The sequence below is a fragment of the Lysinibacter cavernae genome, assembly GCF_011758565.1.
Lineage (GTDB): Bacteria > Actinomycetota > Actinomycetes > Actinomycetales > Microbacteriaceae > Lysinibacter > Lysinibacter cavernae.
Window position 1 is genome coordinate 1,744,549 of the sequence record NZ_JAAMOX010000001.1, and the last position, 20,384, is coordinate 1,764,932.

Sequence of the window (20,384 nt, forward strand, 5' to 3'; positions counted from 1 at the left end):
AGCTGCCCCCTCGGCATGTTGTGTATCGGTGTGCCGGGCCCCGTCGGGAGCCCGGCACACCAATGATGTGTTGTGTTCAGTTATGTGTTATTTCGTTGAGGCGTTGTGGTCTGTCACACCGGAAACTACTTCCCGGCCGCGACGGCGACGCATAAACAACGCACCCAGCATGAGCGCCATGAGCGCGGCAACCACAGCGAGCGTAGAGCCCTCTGCGCCTGTCATGGTCAGCCCGCCAGCCCCAGCGGCGTTTCCACCGTTCGTTCCGTTCGGAACGGTCGGGTCCTCTGGGTCCTTCGGGTCAACCGGCGGCACCACAATCGTCGACTCGTCAAACGTGTTGACCACGGTGATGGCGAGTGCCTGAAGCTGGTCAGGCGTGCCATCGGTAATCACGGCCGCGTTATCGTATGAGTCGAAGTCAACCGTGTGGCTCACGGCTACTCCGGCATCCGTCTCTTCCGCGTAGCAGTGTGTTCCGATTGGGAGACGGCGAGCGCCACCCTGGTCGTCAGCAAGCTGCTTCGTCTGCCCTGCCTTGATCTTGACGGTTCCCGAATACACGGTTGCGATTGTGTCGTCGCCCCCGGGAACGGTAACCGGGACGGCACAGGTCACCAGCACCTCGAACGCTTTACCCTCAGCCTGAGTGAGCGCCAGCGGCGTTCCTTCAACCTGCTTGGTGAGGCTGAGCGTGCCAGCCGAGTAGTAGTTCGTGAGCGATGCAAGCACCGTGTTGGCTGGCAGGTCCGCCGTCGCGGCGGAAGGAACGACCGTCACCGTCACGGCATCAGCAGCGGCGTCTGCCGACCCCTTATCCGTCTCGGTAATCGAACACTCCGTGCCAAGCGGCAGACCGGTGATGACCTCGGACGTCACAGTTGTGGCGTCGTCGGAGACCGTCAATACAACGTCGTCAACGGGGATGTCCTCGTTGCCAACCTTGCAGGCAAGGGCGAAGGTCAGGCTGTTTCCGCCGGCGAACGTCTGCACGCCCTCACCAGAGAGCTGCTTGGTGATCTTGATTCCACCGAGCGCCTCAACCGCGAGGTCAAGCGTCATGTTGGTGAAGTCATCCCCCGTGAGACGGTTGGTCACCATCTTGGCAACGTCGTCACCAAGGGGCTCGTCACCGGTCACGTTTGGCGGGTCAACCGTTGCAGAGAGCGTCATGAGACCCGCGCTGCGCAGTCCGCCGTCGGCAAGCAGCTCGTTGTTGTTGTCAACGTCCTCGTTTGCGTCGGTGTTTGGGTCCGTCTGGATGCCGTTGCGCGAAGCTCCGTATCCAAACAGCGGCCCACCCTCGGCAAACTGGTCTGCCGGCACGAGCACGTAGTAGTCGCCGGAGTCGAGCTTATTCGCGACCCAACGACCCTGGTCGTTTGTTGTGGTCTCGGCAACCATGTTCTCGCTGCCGTCTGACTCAACCTTGTAGACCTGAACCTTGACACCAGCTGGAACGCCGGCATCAACTGCTGGGTCATACACGCCGTTTTGGTCGTTGTCCTGCCAGATGAGGTCGCCGAGGCTAAACCCAAGCACCTGCACGTAAGGCTCATTCGATACAACAGGCTGCGTCGCGAAGGTCTCAGACCACACGCCAAACGATCCGATGTAGAGGTCGGCGGCTACGTTGTCGGCAGCCTGCAGCGGCACGTTCACCGTGATCTGCGTCTGCGACGTCAGGTTGCCATCTTGGATGAAGCGAACTGCCGTGACGTCGTCGAAGGATGCCGGGCATCCAGCCGAGCCGAAATCGGCTTCCGTGCACCACTTGGTGGAGCCAGAGGCGAGATCGTTTGAGGCGTCGTTTGCGCGCTGCGAAACCGACTTGGCGTCTGCGGAGGTGTAGTACCACGTTCCAGCGACGTCTCCGGTTGCACCGCCAGAGGCGGTTGGGGCTGGCAGCGCACCGGTCAGGTGCAACGTTCCCGAGTACTCAGAACCGTAGGTACGACGCTTTGCCGCAAAGTCATCCCCGTCATCACCGTTCGTTGGGAAGACATAAATTGCCTGGCTTGGCATAATGTCGGCGCCAATTGCGGTGTTTGCCCAGGTAAGCGACCAGTTCTGCAGCGAATCGGTGAAGTTGATCCGCTGATCAACGCCCATTTGCACGCGGAGGCCCTCGGTCGCGTAGGTGTTGACCGATTTGGTTGCCTGGTGCTGGTTCTTGTTGTACGTGACATTATCTGCCCTGACATCAACCGTGTTGACGAGCGTCGTTCCTGCGGGAAGCAGCTGTGAGGCAGACGTGCAGATGTCGATGACGGGCAGCGTGTCCGTCGCAAGTCGGTCACCAAAGTTCCAGGTCAGGGTTGTTCGTCCTTGTGCGTCAACTCCAATGATCGGCCCGCCCACGCCCGACGGGGTGACGGTGCACGAATCTTCGTAGAGCAGCCCAGCAGGAAGCGTGTCAGTCACCGTCAGGTTACGAGCCGTGGCGTCTGCCAACGGCGAGGTCAGCGTCGGGGTGAGGCTCCAGGTAAACATGTCACCAACGTTGGTCACCTTCAACAGGTCGTCGCCAGACGTCACCTTGTCAGCTGTCTTCTTGACGCCGATGCTCACGCTTTGAACGGTCAGGCGGTCACCGCGCATTCCGGCACCAAGGTGAGTATTGGGGTCATAGGTAATTGGCGACTTGTAGCCGTTATTCCATTTGTACCCAACAAGGTTGGCTGCAATGACACCGTCGATAATTCGCTCGCCGGCGTTGGGTCCTCCATAGAATGACTCACGGGTCGTGAGTTTTGCCCGTGCAATCAGGGAGGTACCCGCGTCAAGTTTTCCATCCTTGCCGGTCACCCGGATGATGTTGACGTCTTCGAGGTTCCAGCCATCGGCGATTGGGTCAGTACTGAAGACCATGTCACCCTTGCTCTGAGCGCTCGTTCCGCAGTCCTGGCCTGCCGCAAGTTGAGGGGTCCAGTCGCCTGTGTAACGACCGGTGTTGGCGTCAAGGCTCTGCTCGAGCGAGTTGCCCCACGATCCACCGGCAGCAAGCTTTCCGTATTCAACGGTAATACCCCCGGCTGGCGGGGTCGAAAGCGTCAAACTGCTCGCCCGTTCCCGAAATCGAGTATGAGAGCGACGTGAGCAGGCCCGCAGACGGGCCGCCGCTGAACGCGCCAAGCGTTTGAACGGAGTTATCCCACACGTCACACACCTGGGCATCTGGCAGGGCCAGCGTTCCCGCCGTGTTATTGATACCGACGTAGGTATACATTTCTTCGTCCATCGTGGTCATACCATCGCCGGATCCCCAGCTGGAGCGACTCGTGGGGATGATGGTGCTTGGCGCACCAAGGCTCTCGGTTGGCGCACCAATGGACTGCTCCGTGAGCGGATCGCCAGAGGCCGGAATCTTTCCGTACGACTTCACTACGGAGCCGTTAGCCGCGATAACAATCTGGTGCGTCTGGCAGTTGTCTCCTGACGCGGTCGTTCCGTCCCATCCTGGCTCGAAGCCGGCACCAAAGTTGCTCACGCCACCCGATGATGACGGGTCAAAATTGGTGTAGCAGTTGGTAACCGGGTATTTGTCTCCAACAATGGGGTCTCCGTCTTTCCAGCCGGGAATGTTGGCCTTCATGATTGCGGAGATTGGGTAGACAACCGTGACGACACCGGCGCTGACAAGGCGGTGTGGCTCCATATTAATCTTGCCGTCGTACGACTTCTGCGGAACGTACTGCAGGCTCGAATCCATGCCAGAGACGTTCACCTTGAACTCACCCGTTGCCTGGTTGAAGCCGTTGCACGAATACGTTCCCGACCTCATCTGGTTGTTCCCAGGAACCGTGCTGCTGCTGACAAAACTCGGGAGACCGAATTTCCCGGCATAGTACGTTGTCATTTCGCGACAGCGATTATCTCCGCTTGACGGAGCCGGCGCTGCACCGTATTGGGCGTAACGAGGGTCGATCTTGTCGGTAAAGCTCACGTTTGGGGTCAACGACTGCTGCCCGCGGACGTCAGCGCTTGCCGCCTCGATAACCGCGGTATAGGCAACAACGATGGAATCCTCAACCTTGCCGGTCACCGGGTTCAGCATGGGGACGACTCCACCAATTGGCTGGTTTCCACCTGAAGGGTCACCCGCACCATCCGAACGCTTTGCAAGGTTAAACCGTGGCGCGGCACTTACCTCGAACGGCCCAACATCAAACTGCTCGCTGGGGATCGCATCGTTGATCGCGGAGTAGGCAACTGCCGATGCCGTAAAGGTCGAGCCGTTTGGCGAGGCAGCACTCGGCACGAGGTTCAGCGTGTACTTTGAGTTTCCGCCCTGGGTAATGAGACCGACGTTACAGATGAGACGTACGTCACCGTTTGCCTCGGTGATGATCTGCGATTTGACCGACCGGTCCTGACGACAGGCCGTCGGGATGTTGTTCACACCGTTAACCTCGAAGGTTGGAACTGCGCCGTCAGTGCTGTGCAGGAGCACCTCAAGGATGACATCACCAACGGGCTCGATAGCGCTGCCAGCGCCTTCCTGCATACTCGTCGTGTTGATCGAGTAGTTCACGGTCACCGTATCGTTCGTTGCAACGCGGTTATCGGTCCGCGAGCAGTCATTTCCTGGCTCGTCAACGGGGCAGATACCGTTGGGGTCAAGAGGCTTTGAACCGGTTAATATCCCCTGGACACCTGGTGTATTTGGGTCGGTGTCATAGAGATCGACCGAGAATGCCGGAATCGGGCGAAGCCCGCCGTTGGCCGACGGCGACTGACCACCGGTCACGGTGACGGGCGCGAGCGCCGTGTGCAGCGCTGGCGGAGCCTCGGCCTGCCCAACAAAGTCGGAGTGCGACGTGCTCGGCATGATCCAGCGGTAGTTCAGTGAGGGCGAGATCGCGCGAACGGTGTAGTTGCCGTCGGCAAGGCCGGCGAAGGTGTACGCACCAGTGGCATCCGTGGTCGTTTCCGCGACGATTGCTCCAGAGCCGTCAAGCAGAGCGATTTTCACGCCGGCGCGACCGGCCGATTCGTTCCCGGCTCCCGCCACGTTTGGGTCGCCAAAATCACCTGTGGTTCCCATAACGTTGTCGTTCTGGGCGCCGTCTCCGTTGAGGTCGATCCACACGGTTCCGTGCACTCCGTCAGCGACTTCGCCAGGCACAACAGCGCCAAGAGGGCTGATTGTTGGTTCTTCGGCAGAGGCAGCCGTAACTGCGGGCAGCGTCATCATCGATGCAATGAGTCCTACGCTCAGCATCGTTGACAGCGCGATGCGTCCCCGCGCTGGCCGTCTCGGCGCGCGAGTTGCATTGAACTCTCTCGTACTTCTATTCCCTAAGATTTTTTCCTCCGTGGCACATCATGAAGCCCCCCGACCAAGCCGGAATGCTTTTGGGCAGCACAACTAGCAATGTCGTACATCGGCGGTTAAAGACAACCCACTGACACGTCGCTTACGCGCACAACAGAATTAGTTTCTGCTCAGATGAGTCCACGAGCGTTCCCCAAAAACGTTCTCGCGACAACAGTTTATCGCAAAAACATACTTCTAACTGGGTTCGTGGCTGGCAAAAAGATGAGCATTTCACGAGACACGCACGAGGGAATCGACCTACTCGTCGACCACTACCCAGCCTTCGGTTTCTCCGTCGAGGGAATCCGTGCCGTGGTCATCCGACTGCACCGGCCCAGGAGCCGAAGGGGTTTCCTGTTCCCCACCCTGCTCAACCGGCGTTGGGTCGTCAGCGCCCGGCGTCTCGGGGATCGACGTGGTTTCCGGTACGACCGGACGCTCATGGCCATCGTCCGCACCAGAGCCGACTCCCGCGAGCGCAAGCACAATCGCGACAGTTGCTCCGATAAGCACGGCACCGATGAGCGCAACGCCAGCCTTCTGACTCAGTATTCCGCCGAGTTTCAGGGCGAGCACACGACTCGCAGCGCTTGCCGCGGGAACGTCACCAAACAACCACGCGGTGAGGCCCGTCGGCGCGGCGAGCAAGAAGATCGGCGCGACGATCCCGCGCATGTGTTGGCCAACATCCTTGAGCTGCGACAGCACCGCCTTGCAGTCTTCGCAGGTCTCAAGGTGCTCCTGAACGCGCTGCTTATCCTGGGGGCCGATGCGCTGGTCGCGCCCGTACCGGATGAGCTTTGGGCGAATCTTGGCACACGAGGCCGCCGCGGCCTCGTCAATATGCTCGGCGAGATAGGCGAGTCTGAGCCCCTCGCGAGCACGAAACGCAAGTTGCAGCACCGCGTTCGAGTTGAGGTTCATCCGGCGTCCGATAATTTCTGGGCTGAGGCCATCCACCTCGTTCAGCCACAGCACCCGCTGCCATTTTTCGGGCAGTGATTGAAACGCGCGATGCAGCACGTTTCCCTCGGCGATGTGCTCGGTTTCGTCGTCAACCGCAAGCTCGTCAAAATACTCATCCGCATGCTCAAACAGCTGCATGTCATTGTGGTTGATTCGGCTTCGGTACTTATTCGAAATCGTCGTGAACAGGTATCCGCGAAACGTTTCCTTTGGCCCGAGGCCGCGTTGCAGCGTGCTCAGGATGCTCGCGAAGGCTTCGGCTACAAGATCCTCGGCCTGCTGCGAGTCTCCCGTCACGTAATACGCGTGCCGAAGCGCGGCCTCGTTGTGACGAGCGTAGAGCGTTGCGTAGGCGTCGAGATTCCCCTCTCGAACGGCGTTGCTCAGCTCCGCGTCACTCCGATCGCCCTCGACTCGCTCAGCGTGGCGGAGGGCGGCAACATCCACGGTTGTGCCGTCATCGTCAAGGTGGGCGTTATCAGGCATTGGTGCCTCCCCCGTGCGATGCATGCCGCCTGGCGGGCAACCGCAGCAACAGCAGGACAATTCCGGCGAGCGCAAGCACAAGCCAGCTGACGCGTCCTGCATCACCTGATGTGCCCGTTACCGCGAGGGCAGCTGGGGTACCGCCGTTGGCCCCAATTCCCGGTTTGTTGCCGGTGGCTTTGGAAGCACCCTCTGGCTGCTTCCCACTCGACGCGCCGCCCTGCGTGCTTAGCTCCGTGCCTGCGCTCACCACTCGGAGGTCTCGCTCAATTGTGACGCGGATGGGCTGCAGCTCGGCCGGGTTCCCCTCGGTCACCACCGCGGCCTCCCGATAGCTGTTGTAGTCAACGGCGCTGGCGGAATCCATGGCCCGTGGCGTCGCAAAGCAGTGCGTTCCAACGGGGAGTGCCCTTGGGGACCCTTCGTTCGTGACCATCTGCTTCGTCTGGCTGCCAACCATCTTCACGGCACCGGAGTAGAGCGTTGCGTTGACGCTCGTACCGTTGGCAAGCGTTTCCGTGAGCTGACAGGTCACAACCACGGTATTCACGGACGTTGGCTGACGGTCAGCGGCTCCCCCGAACTCACGCTGGGTCAGCTTCAGAGTGCCAGCAGCGACATACCGGGTGAGCGAGGCAACAACGGTGTTCGCGGCAAACTCGTCGGTGGCCGGGCTCTCGACGACCGCAACCTGCACCGGTTCGGCACCTGCTGCCCCGCTAATGCTGCATTCTGAGCCAAGAGGAAGATTGGTGATGGGGCTGCTGAGCACGGACGCGCTTCCCGCAGCAGCAACCGTGAGTGGTTCGTCAGCAACGATGCCGCCCTGAAACTGGCAAGACACCTGGTACGTGCTCAGGCTGCCGTTGGTGAGTGTGGCCTCGGCGTCAACCCCGACGCCCTCAAGCAGCTGCGAGACGATGAGCGTGCCAACAGGGACAACAGCGAGGTGCATGCTGTTATTAGCGAAGCCGTTGCCGTCAGGGCCGTTGCCAATAAGCGTCGACCCAACTCTGGTCGCGGCAAAGACCACGTCCTCGCTCCGAAGCGCACCCGACGCATCCGGCGCGCCCGCCGACGGGGCGAAGCCGTCAAGCTGCATCCCCTTGCCAAAGCGGTCGGCCACAATCCTCGCCGCATACGTGCCGGAGTCAAGATTGCTTGCGTGCCAGCGCCCGTCAGCATCGGTTGTCACCGTCTGCACGACGGTTTCTTCGCCTCCGGCACCAACCGCAAGAATTTCGATCGGAACGCCGGCTGGCCCCTGCCGGTCGATACCAGCGGTGAACGTTCCGTCGCGGTCAACATCCGTCCACAAACGATCGCCAAGCGTAAATCCGAGCACCCTCGTGACGGCGGCGTTTGAGACAACCTGTTGGCCGCCGAAGGTCGCCGACCACGCGCCAAAGGATGCCACGTAGCTGTCTCCCGCGCCACTGCCGACCGGGAGGATACCAACGGTTGCGAGCACCACTGAGGCCGCGGCGAGCGAATCCGTCTGCACAAAGCGAGCGGCGGTAACGGATGCGAGCGAGGCGGGGCAGTTGTCGCCTACCTCGGCTGCCGTGCACCAGGTCACTCCTGCCGACGCAGCCCGCGAGGTGCTCTTTCCCAAGACCGCTGCGGGGGCCGCCGAGGTGTAGAGCCACTGACCCGCGACCGTTGCTCCGGTCGCCTCTACCGTCGGGGCGGCAAGCCAATCACCAAGCCCAACGGTTCCGGCAAACTGCGAGCCGTTGGCGTCACCAGGTGCGGGCAGCACAAAGAGTACATCCGGTGCCGCGATGCTGGTGCGGCTTGAGGTGTTGGCCCAGCGCAGATTCCACTGTTGTGGGCTGTCCTTCTGCTCGATCGTCGTCCCAACGCTGAGCTCAGTACGAAGGCCCTCCGTTGCAAACACGGCGATCGAATCGCTGCCGGCGTTCATGGACGGGGTGAAGAGCAGGTTCTCGGCACGCAACTCGGCCGTAACCGAAAGCGTCGTACCGGCCGCAACAAGATGGGAAACGGTGGTGCAGAGCGACAACTTCGGAAGACCGGAGGCATCGGCAAGGTCGCCAAGGCTCCAGGTAACGGTTGTGAGCCCCGCCGCATCCTGGCCAACAACCGGCGCGTTTTCCTGCCAAGCGGCGCACGCAGCATCCACAAGCAGTCCGTCGGGGAGCGTCGCGACGACGGTCGCCCCGCGCACGGCCTCGCCGACGGGGTTTGGGGCAAAGCTCGGCGTGAGGGTCCAAGCGAGTTCGCGGCCAGCGTCCACGAGCGAATCGGCATCCGCGTCGGCCTTGACCTCAAGGTGGGCAATAGCGTGCTGCACGGTCATCCGGTCGCCCTGCTCTGAGGAGACCAAGGGCTGGTTTGGGTTGTAGTTGAGTGGTTTGGTGTACCCGTTGTCCCACCCTTGGCCGCTGAACAGGGCGATAACCGATCCGCTTGGAATCGTTGCGCCGTCATGTGGGCCGCCGTAAAACGTCTCGCGGGTCTCTAGCTTTGGGCGAATAGTGATGCTCTGGGCAGGGTCGAGCGTGGCGTCTGGGGCCGTCAACCGAACCATGAGGATGTCGTCAACGTTCCAACCGTCGGCGACCGGATCTGCGCTGAACTCCAGCAGGCCGCTGGCCGCAGCTGCACGGCCACAGTCGTTTGCCGTGCTGCGCTGCGCGCTCCAGTCGCCACGATAGCGATGAGATGTTGCATCCAACGACTGCAAGACGTCTTGCGCCCACGAGCCTCCGCCAACGAGTCGCCCGTAGGTCACCTCGATGCCCTGACTTGCAGGGTCAAAGCCCGTCAGCGGTTTCACGACCGTCGCCAGCTTGAGGCTCAGCGAAACAAATTGCCCGGCAGACGCGCCCGTTGTGTACGGCGTCAGGACCTGCTGCGAGTTATCCCACACGGCGCAGGCCTGCGCTTGCTCAAGCGGGAGCACGCCGTGCGCGTTGTTAATAGACAGGTAGCCGTACTGGGCCTCGCCTGGCGTTGTCATGCCGGCCCCATCGTGACGTGCAACAACACCGGTTGGGACGAGCGGGCGACCGGACGTGTTCTCTGGATGCGGGGAGCCGTAGGCGTCCCCGGCAAGCGGGTCACCCGACGCCGGAACCTTGCCATAAAGTGTCGACGCGATGCCCCTCGCATCAATGATGAGCGGAAAGCTGCGGCAATTCTCGCCGCTCGGGTCCACGCCGTCCCAGCCTGGCTCAAACTCGCCAGCGTAATTGTGTTGACCGTCACGGCTGGTCGGCTCAAAATCGGTGAAGCAGCTTGACACAGAGTAGGTGCCAGCAACGATCGGGTCCCCGTTCTCCCACAGGCTGCCGTCTGGGTTTCGCGCCTCGTTTGCTTTGAGCACGGCCGAAATCGGGTAGCTGATAGCGATTCGGCCAAGAGCAACCAGCGTGGCCCCGCCGAGGCTCTGGCCGTTGATCGCCGTTGACGGAACGTGTTGTCCGGACGTATCGAGCCCCTCCAGCGCGACGGAAAAGTAGCCGGTAGCCGGATCGTATGCGGTCGGATCGCATACGAACGACCCAGACTCGAACCGGTTCTCGCTTGGCGGGTTAGTGCCGGACGCTCGACCTGGCACTTTCCAACGCCCCGCCCAGTAGTCGTCCATCGCCTTACATTCAACAGGCGCAGCGCCGAAAGTCGCGAGGCGTTGGTCGATGCTCACACCAAAACGTGCGGTCGATCCGATCGAGGCCATTCCTTTTACCCCGTCTGGAGCCTCGATCGCCGCGGAATAGTTCACTACGATGGCGGCCTCAGTCTCCCCTGTGACCGGGTTGACGACGTAGGCACGCCCGGCATCGTCGGCAACGCCGCCGGGGGTTCCACCGTTTACGAGGTCAAACCGAGGCGTCGCAGACACCTCAACTGGGCCAAACGCTACCGACTCGCTTGTCGCGGCGCCGTCGGAGGAGGCCACCCCCGTCAGCTCATACGTCGAACCGTTTGCGGAGTTTCCCGTCGCAACCACATCGAGCGGAACCGCCCGAACGCCGCTGCTCTCGACCCTGCCGATATTGCAAACCAGCACGGAGGTGCCGTCCGCATCCGTTGTAATACTGGATGCTGGCACACGCCCCGTCTCGCATGCCGCAGGAAGTCCGGTCTGCGGCAGCGTCACAAATCTGACCTCCGCGCCACCGCGCTGAACGAGCGTCGCTTCTACAACCGCGTCCTCGATGACGGTGATTGCTTCTTGCCCGGATTCCTTTGCAATTGAAACGGCGAAAAATGCGGATGACACATCGTTGGTGAGCACACGCGCGTCGTCGGTGGCGCAGTCGTTCCCCGCGGCGACAGCAGGGCAGTCTGCGCCGGGGTCGGCAAGCGGCAGCGTGCCCGTCTGGAGGCCGTTTGCTCCGGCTTCTGGCGAGCCCGCGTATGTGCCAAGTTGAAGTTGGACGTCCGAGATATCCGTCGTCGGATCTGGCTGCGCATCTGTTGCCGATGCCGGTTCAACGGCCGTCATCGGCAGTCCAGCAAGCAGGACAAGCCCGGCAAGTGTTGCCCCAAAAAACCGCTCCCGGCGGTGACGTCTTAACATTCAGGTGTTCCCTAATCCCCTTGTAACTCCGCGCCCCCTGCGCAGAGAAATCCCCCACAGCATCCGCTCCCCAGCAGATACCGCATCAAACGTGTTGTGACCGCGGCAGCACAGTTCTGTGCTGCCGCGGTCGGCTACGACGCCAGTTGGCCTAGCTCAGGTCAACTGATTTGCGTCGCCTGATCATCATTCCGGCTCCGAGGATCAGCAGCAGCGCGCCGCCAAGCGCACCCCAGCCGAACTCGGTTCCGGTGACTACAAGACCGCCAGGTTTGCTCTGCTCATCCGCAGGCTTCTGCGGAGGAACGATAGCCTCAACCGGTGCTTTCTCAACGGCCTGAACAACCGTGGACGTTGCACTTGTCACCAGCGGATTTGCTGCGTCGACCGGGTGACCGGTCGCAAAAGCGGTGTTGATGACCTCGCGAGCTTGTTCATCCCCCTCGGTGATGACGTACGTTGCGGTGCAGTGAACGGTGTCACCCGGCGCAATCGTCGCCAGAGAGTCTTTGCAGGTAATTGCAGAGAGCCCCTCCAAGCCGTCATCAATAATAACATCGTGCATCGACAGGTTTCCTGTGTTTGTGATGTCAAACCCGAAGGTTACAGTGTCGCCGGCGTCAACGTATCCGTCGCTGTCAGCATCCGTCACCTCATCGATCGTTTTGATCAGTTCGAGCGACGGCCGGGCGTCGAGCGGCTGGAGGACGGTGTCTTCAAGGCTCTCAACGGCATCACCAGACGGGTTCTTGCCAGTCGCATAGGCGTCATTCACGATCTCCTCTGCGTACACGTCCTGCTCGGTCACCGTGTAGGTGGCTTCACAGACCATGGTTGCGCCGGCAGCAAGCACACCGTCGGTCACGTCGCAGTCGAGCGCGCTGAGGCCCTTGAGGCTGTCAACGATCTCCACATCGGTGAGCTCAACGTTGCTCGTGTTCTGAACCGTCAGCTGGTAGGTGATGATGTCGCCTGCGTCGTTGAGGCCGTTGCCGTCCTCATCGCTCATGCCGGTGATCTCCTTCTTCAGGTCAAGCCCGAGGATGAGGTTCGTGTTGACCGTGACGGAGTCATCGTCAGCAACAACAACGTCGTTCGGGTCAACGGACGTGACCTCAGCCGTGTTGTCCACCGAGCCGTTCATCACGTCGTCAACCGTGACGTCAACGGTCGCGCGGCACTCGAAGCCCTCACCTGGCAGGAGCTCTGCGATGCTTGGGTCTCCCGTGGCGGTGTCACAGGTCAGCGCGCTCAGACCGGCGAGGTCGTCGCTCAGGTCAACATTCAGCAGCCTCGTGTTTCCCGTGTTCTCGACGGTAAAGAGGTAGTGAATGACGCTGCCCTCGTCAACAAGCTGATCGGCATCGGTGTCGACGCTTTCAACCGTCTTGACCAGCGAGATCGTGCGGACCGCGTCAAGCGGAACGGTAACCTCGGCAGGGTTCGAATCAACCGGGCGACCGAGTGCATCGGTTGCGCTTGCCGTTGCCTCGTTGGTGAGGGTCTCCGCCAGCTGGTCTGCCTCGGTCACGGTGTAGGTGGCCGAGCAGGTGGTGGATGCCCCAGCAGCAAGTGTGGTCGCCGCACAGGTCACGGCGCTCACACCGGGAAGGACGTCGGTGATCCCGAGGCCCGTGACGGTGTCGTTTCCGGTATTGGTTACGGTGAAGCCGTACGTGAGTACGTCTCCCTCGTCACGCAGCGTGTTCGAGTTGCTGTCGGCCCATGCCGTCTCGCTCTTGACGAGCGTCAGGACGGGAAGCACCTCGAGCACACCGAAGTTGACGTTGACCGGGTCGCTGCTTCTCGCGAGTCCGAGGTCGAAGGTCTGAACGGGAACCGGGTTGGCCGCAGGATCGGCGGTCAGACGCCATCCCATCGCCGCGAGGTCGTCCGTCATCGTCACGGAGTACGAGCCGGAGTGCAGGCCGTCGAAGGAATAGGCACCCTGCGCATCCGTTGTGGTGGTCATCGAGACGGCTTCGTCGTCACCAGCGCCACCGTCGTCAACACCGTCAGGCCCAAACGAGTAGCCAGAGAGTTCCATCGTGATTCCGGGAACCCCGGCTTCGCCGCTGTCGTGCACGCCGTTGGCGTTGGCATCGTTCCACACGATGTTGCCGATCGAGGATGCCGTGACCTTGGTCGTCGTGCGCCCAGCCTCGCCAATAATCAGCGAGAGGCCTTCGATCTTGGTGCTCGCAATCGAGTTCTTCAGCAGGTCACCCTTGAGCGAGTTGTCTGCGTCAAAGTTGAGGTCGATGTATCCAAAGCCACCGGGGACAACGGGGATCGTCCGCACCTTGATTGCGGTCGCGTCGGCGAGCGGGGTTGCACTCCACACAATGCTTGCGCTGTGCGGGTCAGCCTGCAGGTCCGCGAGAGGAGCGTTGGTAAACCACAGTGACTCAACGCCAAGCGAGCCGGTTGTTTCGAGGTAGGTGAAGTCACCGGTGAAGGTGGTTCCACGTCCATCGGCTGCGTTTGGCAAAATGTCGACGAGTTCGGCAGAGCCGACCGGTGCCGCGAGGCGGTTTGCCCATGACAGTCGGTACGGAACCGGGTCGCCAACCTCGATCTCGGCTGGTGCACGCTTGGCGACGGCGAATTCGCTGAAGCCGTTAACCGCGATACCCGAGGTAGAGGTTCGGTATGACTCAAGCGAGGAGTCGTCCGGCGACGAGATCACGGCTGACGAGAGCAGGGTCGCAGGAACAGGAGCGTTCACCGGAACCTGGGCCTCGTATGTCAGTACCGGCAGCGGGTCACCCACTGGCCAGTCGCCAAGTACCCAGGTCAGGGTGGAGACGTTATTGGCATCGTCAGCGGTGCACGAGACGCCGTCTGGGCCGGGATCGGCCGCAACAAATACCGGGTCTACGCCGTTAATCGCGATGGCCGAGCCAGACAGGTATTCGAGGCAGGAAGGAATGTTCACCACGATCTGAACGTCGTGGACAGTTGGTGACTGCGACGAAAGGGTCAGGGTTGAAGCCACTTCAAACTTCACCGGCGCACCGGGAGCAGCGCTCGAGACGCCTGGTGACGAGATAGACGTGCGGACAAGCGAGCTCGCCTGGTTCACGCGGTCACCGCCATAACCAGAGTGATCTGCAGAAACGTAGGTTCCTGTTGCCCAGTTGGTGCGGCCATCCCAATTCGAAACGAGGTAAGCGGGCAACACCGTTGCGGGCGGGTTCGACAGCGCCTTCATCGGAAGGAAGAAGCGCATCGATCCACCGGGAGCAATGTCGTTGTGGAAGCTCACGCGCACGGTGGTCACGGCTTCTGCACCACCGGCTACCGCGGCCATCGAGGATTCCCACGGCCCGGCGTCACACTGATTGCCACGCAGTTCGGCCTCGGAGGCGTAACTCTGCGAGCTGAACTCAATCGTGGCCTCCGTCAGCGGGCGAGGGTTGCCGCCAGAAAGCAGCACAAACGGCCGGGTCTCGTCAAAGATCAACAGGCTCGGGTCAATCCGGAGGCACAGCTGGCCATTGGTCAGCGGCGCTGCGCCGGTGTTCCCGAGGCCAGAACGCAAGTAGAAGGTCTCGTCCGTTCCGACGACACCCTCACCCGATTGGTATTTTGCCTGTGCGTTCACCATGTTTGCGGAGGTCGTATCAAGCGTCGGATTACGTACAAAACCGATGTCACTCTGTCCGGCACGCGCGGTCAGGCGAACGGTGTAACAGTTGTCGTTTCCAACCGTTGCGTACGCGCCCGCAGGCGTGTTGCTACACGGTACAAATCCGGGTTCGCTTCCCTGTTCGAAGTTGACGCCGTAGTTTGACTGTCCACTGATCGAGTTCGGGTCAAAGCCACCGATACGCATTTTAATGATCTTCTCGCCAGTCGGCTGAAGATCGCTGAGGGGAAGCCACACCGCGACGTATCCGGCTGCAATGTACCCACGCTCTGAAGAAATATCGGATCCACCGATTGTCTTCTGTGGCTGGCTCGTCACGGAGGTGTCTGCGCCCGTTACCGAAACGGTAATGGGGTCTCCGGGAGCGGCCTGCGAGCAGGTCCAGGTTCCACTGTTTGTCGCAGAGTTCAGGGCCGTTGCCGCGCCGGTTATTCCGGTGCGTCCGTATGGCAGTCCGTTTGTCTGCTGTCCCTGACCGTTCACGCCACAGGCGCTCGAGCCCCAGCTCCAGAGACGCGCGTTTGACGAAATCTCGTCCGCGTACTGCTGGAACGAGAAATCGGATTCGATAGGCTCGTTGCCTTTTGCCTTATTTGTGTTGTTGGAGACGACGCCGGTGTAGATGGCGTAGACGTATCCGTCAACACCTTCTGGCGAGGTGCTCGCGCCAATACCTGCCACGGCAGGAATCATCAGGTCAACGCGGGGCTGCGCAACAACCGTCGTTGAGACCGTCGGTGTTGTCTCGACGGTTGAATCCTCAAGCGTTGTGGTGAGCGAGGTTGTGAGCACCGTGCCGCGAGGAGCCGTGTTACTCACATTGGCGATAACGGTGTACGAGCTTGACGCATCGGCCCCAAGGTCGAGCACACACGTCAGCATCGCGCCGGCTTCCGTGATCGCACAGTCGGCATTTGCCATGCCGGAATCCCACGTCATACCGGCGGGAAGTCGCTGCTCGAACTGAACGTTATTGACCGGCTGGTTACCCGTGCGGATTCCCCAGTTATACGAAACGGTATCGTTGGTGCGAACAATACCGTTAGTCTGTCCGTTCGCATCCGTGTCAAGGTCGTCCCATGCCGGGCTTCCGTCGGCAAGCACCGACAACGTAATGTCAACACCGTTGGCGGCCTGCGCCACGGATGCTGTGCCAACGCTTGCCCCCATAGCAAGCGCGGCGATAATAGCGACTGAAAGACCCCTGAGCGGATTAAACCGCCGGGGTGGTCGCAAGGTTTCCTGAACCAATCGAACTCCTAGAATCATCTGTATGGACCGTCCCACACGCGCACGTGATTCTTGCCCGAGGGGTGGCTTCACAGGGTTACGACTGATTCGTTAACGCTCAATTACGAAAGATGCTGACGATTTTTCGCTTTTTCTTCTTCCTCAGGACGAGGGTTCTGTCGGGACGGTAAGCCCAAAACCGACCCGTGGATATGGGGATGCCCCCGCCCCAAGCAAACACGCAAGGACGAGGGCACCCACTCACACACCGCTACGACGAAGCAGCAACCCTCCGACGACGAAGCAGCAGCAACCCACCAGCAACCATCAGCAACAACACCGCAGCAACCATGCCACCAAGCGACACACCAGTGAGCGTCAACCCACCAGGAGCAGCACCAGCAACCACAGGAGCAAGCACAGACGACTCAGCAACAACCGAATCACCACTCACCGTCTCACCAGAAGCAACAGCAGTATTACTCAAATTGCCACCACGATCCGCAGCGGTCACCACATACGTTCCCGTAAAGACCGTCTGCTCACCAGGAGCCAACGACCCACTGAAACCATCAGCAGCCGTCGGGCCACTCGTCAACGACAACTGCTGACCAGCCTCATTCGTAAACGACTTCTCATTGACCGCCACACCGTTCAACGGCATGTTGCCAACGTTGCGCACCGTAAAGGCATAATTCACGGTATCCCCAACAGCAAACGACCCACCAACCGGCACATTTGTCACCGTCTTCGCCAAACTCAACGCAGGCGCAGGATCACCCATGTTCACCGATACGTCGCTGTCGTCGCTCACCGGCGAACCCGTTGGCGGGTTACCAGAGGTGGTTGCAACGTTGGTCAGTTGACCACCGGCGTCAGCGTCGGCCTGCGTGACCACGTAGGTCGCGCCGAAGGTCACGCTCTCGCCCGGCGCAAGCGTGCCGTCGAAGTCGGTAGGGTCGCTCAACGTGATCGGCGTGCTCAAGGCAAGCTGGTCCCCTGCCCCGTTCACAAAGCTGCTCTCGTCAACCGTCACGTCGGTCAGCGGAACATCGCCGTCGTTGGTCGCAACGAACTGGTAGTTCACGGTTTCACCAACTGCAAACTGTTCGCCATTGGCCGGAGCCGAGGCACTCTTGACAAGCGCGATCGACGGCACCTCTGGAACCTCAGACACCATGCGCGTGGTCACGGTGTTTGAAACCACGCCGAGTGCGGATGGAGCGGTACGGAACGTTGCGTTATTGGCGAAGTATCCACCCTCAAGCCCCGAAAGGTGGGTGAGGGTGTACCGGAACTTCTCAGTCGTTACCGGGGCCATATCTGGCAAGTGCACCCGAATCGCGGTGACATCCTGAAGGTGCGACTGCACGGCCGCAAACGACTGCCAAGTCACGGCTGCACCAAAGCTTGAGCCCTGGCCAGAGCCGATGGTCTGCGAAGCCTGCACTGCGGCAGAAGGGTCAGTTGAATAGTCAACCGTCGCTCCGGCAGGCACCGTCGGCTCACCGGCAAGGGTGAACTTCGATCCATTATCCGTTGCGGGAACACGGCTCACCGTTCCAGCAGCGCCGTCCCCAATAAAGGGGAACACATCGATCACGGTCGAGCCAGTTTGGGTCACCGATTGCGAACCGTTTGCCGTGGTGATCTCAAACGAAAAGTCCTCGCCAGCCGAGATAAACGGGTTCAGCACGGTCTTGCTCACAGCGATTCCGGCAACACCGTCAACCCCGATGTTCGCGGATGAGCGGTGCGGGTCGGTTGTTGACGCCGCGAAGTCCGTCACGGCAGGCGACTGCGAGTCGTCTGGCGAGCGGATGATGGCAGTATTCACAAAGTCGCCGCGGCTCGTCGAGTCGGCCTGCACCCAGTACACAATCGTCGGCAGGTTACCGGTCGACATCTCGTCAAAGGTCCAGACCACTTCGGTGGTGCCGTCGGGCAGCACCGTTACCGAGGTTGGCGTAAAGTTTGGCGCGGTCACGGCCTGGCCGTCAACGTTGCCATCGTCAAGCAGCATCGACAGACCGGCCGGAATGCGGTCGGTCACCGTGACATCGTGTGCGGTGAAGGGGCCGGGACGGCCAACGGTGCGGAAGGTCGGGGTGATCGTAAACTGCGCGGCGGCACCGGCGGCCACACGCGGGGCTACCGTTGACGGGCTGGTGACCGCCTTCGACAGCGCGAGCGGAGCCTGAACGGCGATCAGACGGTCCCCGGTCTTGGGCAGAGCGCCAGAGGCCATCCGCCCCGTCTCAGGAATATAGTTCGGAGCTTGGTACGCCCCAGCTTTTAACTCCGGTACTTTCCAGCCGGCCATGTTAGCTACGATTTGTCCCTCGGGAATCGCGGTTTTGGCCTCAAGGTTCACCAGCATGACAACGAGCTCACCTGCGGGGATCGGCTGGTCAGCTACCCAGCGCACGGCGCTCACGGCACCAAGATCAAACGATGGGTCGGCAAGCGCTGCGTCCTGGGTCGTCCAGGTTCCAGCGGCATCAGCACAGGTGAAGGTCCGAATCAGCTGCCAACGCTCTGCATCGGTTCCGGACAGGGTGTAGCCGGTCAGGTATTCAAAATGACCTTTTCCAGCGGCCTCACCGGTCGCGCTGGTCGGGTTACCGTCAGGGTTCCCCCAGCTCACACGGAGTTTTTCATTGTATTTCGCCAGGCTCAAATACTTCGAATCCCACATATCACACACGGTTGCCGCACTGAATTGCCCGTCTGAAGACGTGTTATTCAGTGTGATCATGCTCTGCACCTGCTGACCCTGCGTGAGGGTTCCGTTTCCAGAGCGGTCGGTGATCATTCCGTCAACGAGGAACGGCGTGTTTGAACTGTTGATCACGTCGGCAAAGTTCTTGGTGAACTCGCCAGCTGCCTGTCGAATCAGGTCCTGATTCTGGCGGTTATCGGCGGGGTTCTCGCCCACGTTGGCAACGGTTGATCCGTCAAAATGTGGGCCGGTCGGTGCAAAATCGGTCACCAGGTTGCTGATGGGGAGGCTGCCCTCACCGTTCGCGTCAACAGCTACGTCGGTGAGTGGCACAAAGATGAACACCTTTCCGAAGGTCAAATATCCCTTATCAACGATCGGCAAGTCGCCCCGGTTGAGTGTTGGGATGTGGTTTGCCGTCAGGTCTGCACCGGTGATGGTGACCGTTACCTTCTGGTTTGCCTGATCGGGTGTTGCCGTCCACACACCACCGTTGTTAATGGCGTTTGGCAGGTTGAGGCCCGCCGTGCTGAACTGCGGAAGCTCACGGTGGTTCGTGACCGCGCCGGTTTCAACCTTCACAAACTGTGCGTTTGGGCTGATCTGCGAGAAGTCATCGGTAAAGGTGAGCGGGCCAGTTGGCTCAAGGTAGCCCTTTCGCCCTTTGCCCTGCAGATCTGGGATGGAAAAGGTCACGCCGTATTCCAGCATCCAGCCGCGGGTTACCCCGTCGGGGCCAAGCTGATTTTTGGCCACAAACGGCACGAGCTTGGTCATATTGATGTTGGGTGCGCCAGAGCTGATGAGCGAATCAGGGGTAAGCGTCACGGCAGGCGTCGTCACGTTATCCGTCGAAAAGCTCACGGCATCCGGAGCAAAGTCCAGAGGCGTCCCATTTGGCAGGTTTGCCGCGACTGCGCTCAGCGCAATGCTTCGCGACGATCCAATTGGAATGTCGCCGATGTTACACGTCGCGGTGCGACCGTCAGCGCTGATGCCTGAGGCCGGGGTGCCGGTGGTCACACACGTTCCGGGAAGCGTGTTCCAGGTAAGCCCCACCGGAAGGGTGAAGGTAAAGGTCGAGTTGCTGGCAACTCCCGTTGCGCCAACGGTGGTGTTCACCGATGCCTCAAGCTCGTACGTGACAGAGTCGAACGAGCGCACAATAGTATTCGTTGGCCCAGAGTCGTTGCCTGGTCCGTCGTCGGCGTCGAAGTTGCCAGAGCCGGTTGCAACCGAGCCGATGGCGAGTTCGTAGGCGAGCTCCGGATCGGCAGCTTGAGCGCTGGTTGGAATCGCAAGACCCGCCAAAACGGCAAGCCCCGTTCCTAACGCCGCAAGACGTCGAATATGTTTTTTGGTCGCGAAAGACACGATTTGAATCCCCCCATTGATGTAGATGCTCAATCCATACGCAACTGTCCTGCAGCGCGTTGACCCCCAAGGTTTGATTGAG

General features: G+C 60.7%; 6 protein-coding genes. All 6 read right to left on the reverse strand.

The window, feature by feature from the left end; all coding sequences use genetic code 11:
- Positions 1-87: 87 nt before the first annotated feature.
- The 6 genes from FHX76_RS07725 to FHX76_RS16710 all read right to left on the reverse strand — a co-directional run bounded on the left by FHX76_RS07725 (position 88) and on the right by FHX76_RS16710 (position 20,302).
- Positions 88-3,057 carry a DUF5979 domain-containing protein gene (locus FHX76_RS07725; protein WP_167149510.1) on the reverse strand — a complete coding sequence of 990 codons (2,970 nt, stop codon included), beginning with the start codon at positions 3,055-3,057 and terminating at the stop codon, positions 88-90.
- Entirely contained in the window at positions 3,017-5,197 is a 2,181-nt protein-coding gene (locus FHX76_RS07730; RefSeq protein ID WP_167149512.1) for an SdrD B-like domain-containing protein, read from the reverse strand. The genes FHX76_RS07725 and FHX76_RS07730 overlap by 41 nt, the downstream gene beginning before the upstream one ends.
- A gap of 381 nt (positions 5,198-5,578) precedes the next feature.
- A complete protein-coding gene (locus tag FHX76_RS07735; RefSeq protein ID WP_167149514.1) occupies positions 5,579-6,772 on the reverse strand; it encodes a sigma-70 family RNA polymerase sigma factor in 1,194 nt (397 codons plus the stop codon).
- Positions 6,765-11,324, reverse strand: coding sequence for an SdrD B-like domain-containing protein (locus FHX76_RS07740; RefSeq protein WP_167149516.1), 4,560 nt, complete (start codon positions 11,322-11,324; stop codon positions 6,765-6,767). The genes FHX76_RS07735 and FHX76_RS07740 overlap by 8 nt, the downstream gene beginning before the upstream one ends.
- A 151-nt stretch (positions 11,325-11,475) precedes the next feature.
- Entirely contained in the window at positions 11,476-16,227 is a 4,752-nt protein-coding gene (locus FHX76_RS07745; RefSeq protein WP_167149518.1) for a DUF7507 domain-containing protein, read from the reverse strand.
- Between the two features lie 250 nt (positions 16,228-16,477).
- On the reverse strand, positions 16,478-20,302 hold the full coding sequence (locus FHX76_RS16710) for a DUF7507 domain-containing protein (protein ID WP_167149520.1): 3,825 nt from the start codon (positions 20,300-20,302) through the stop codon (positions 16,478-16,480).
- Positions 20,303-20,384 lie beyond the last annotated feature (82 nt).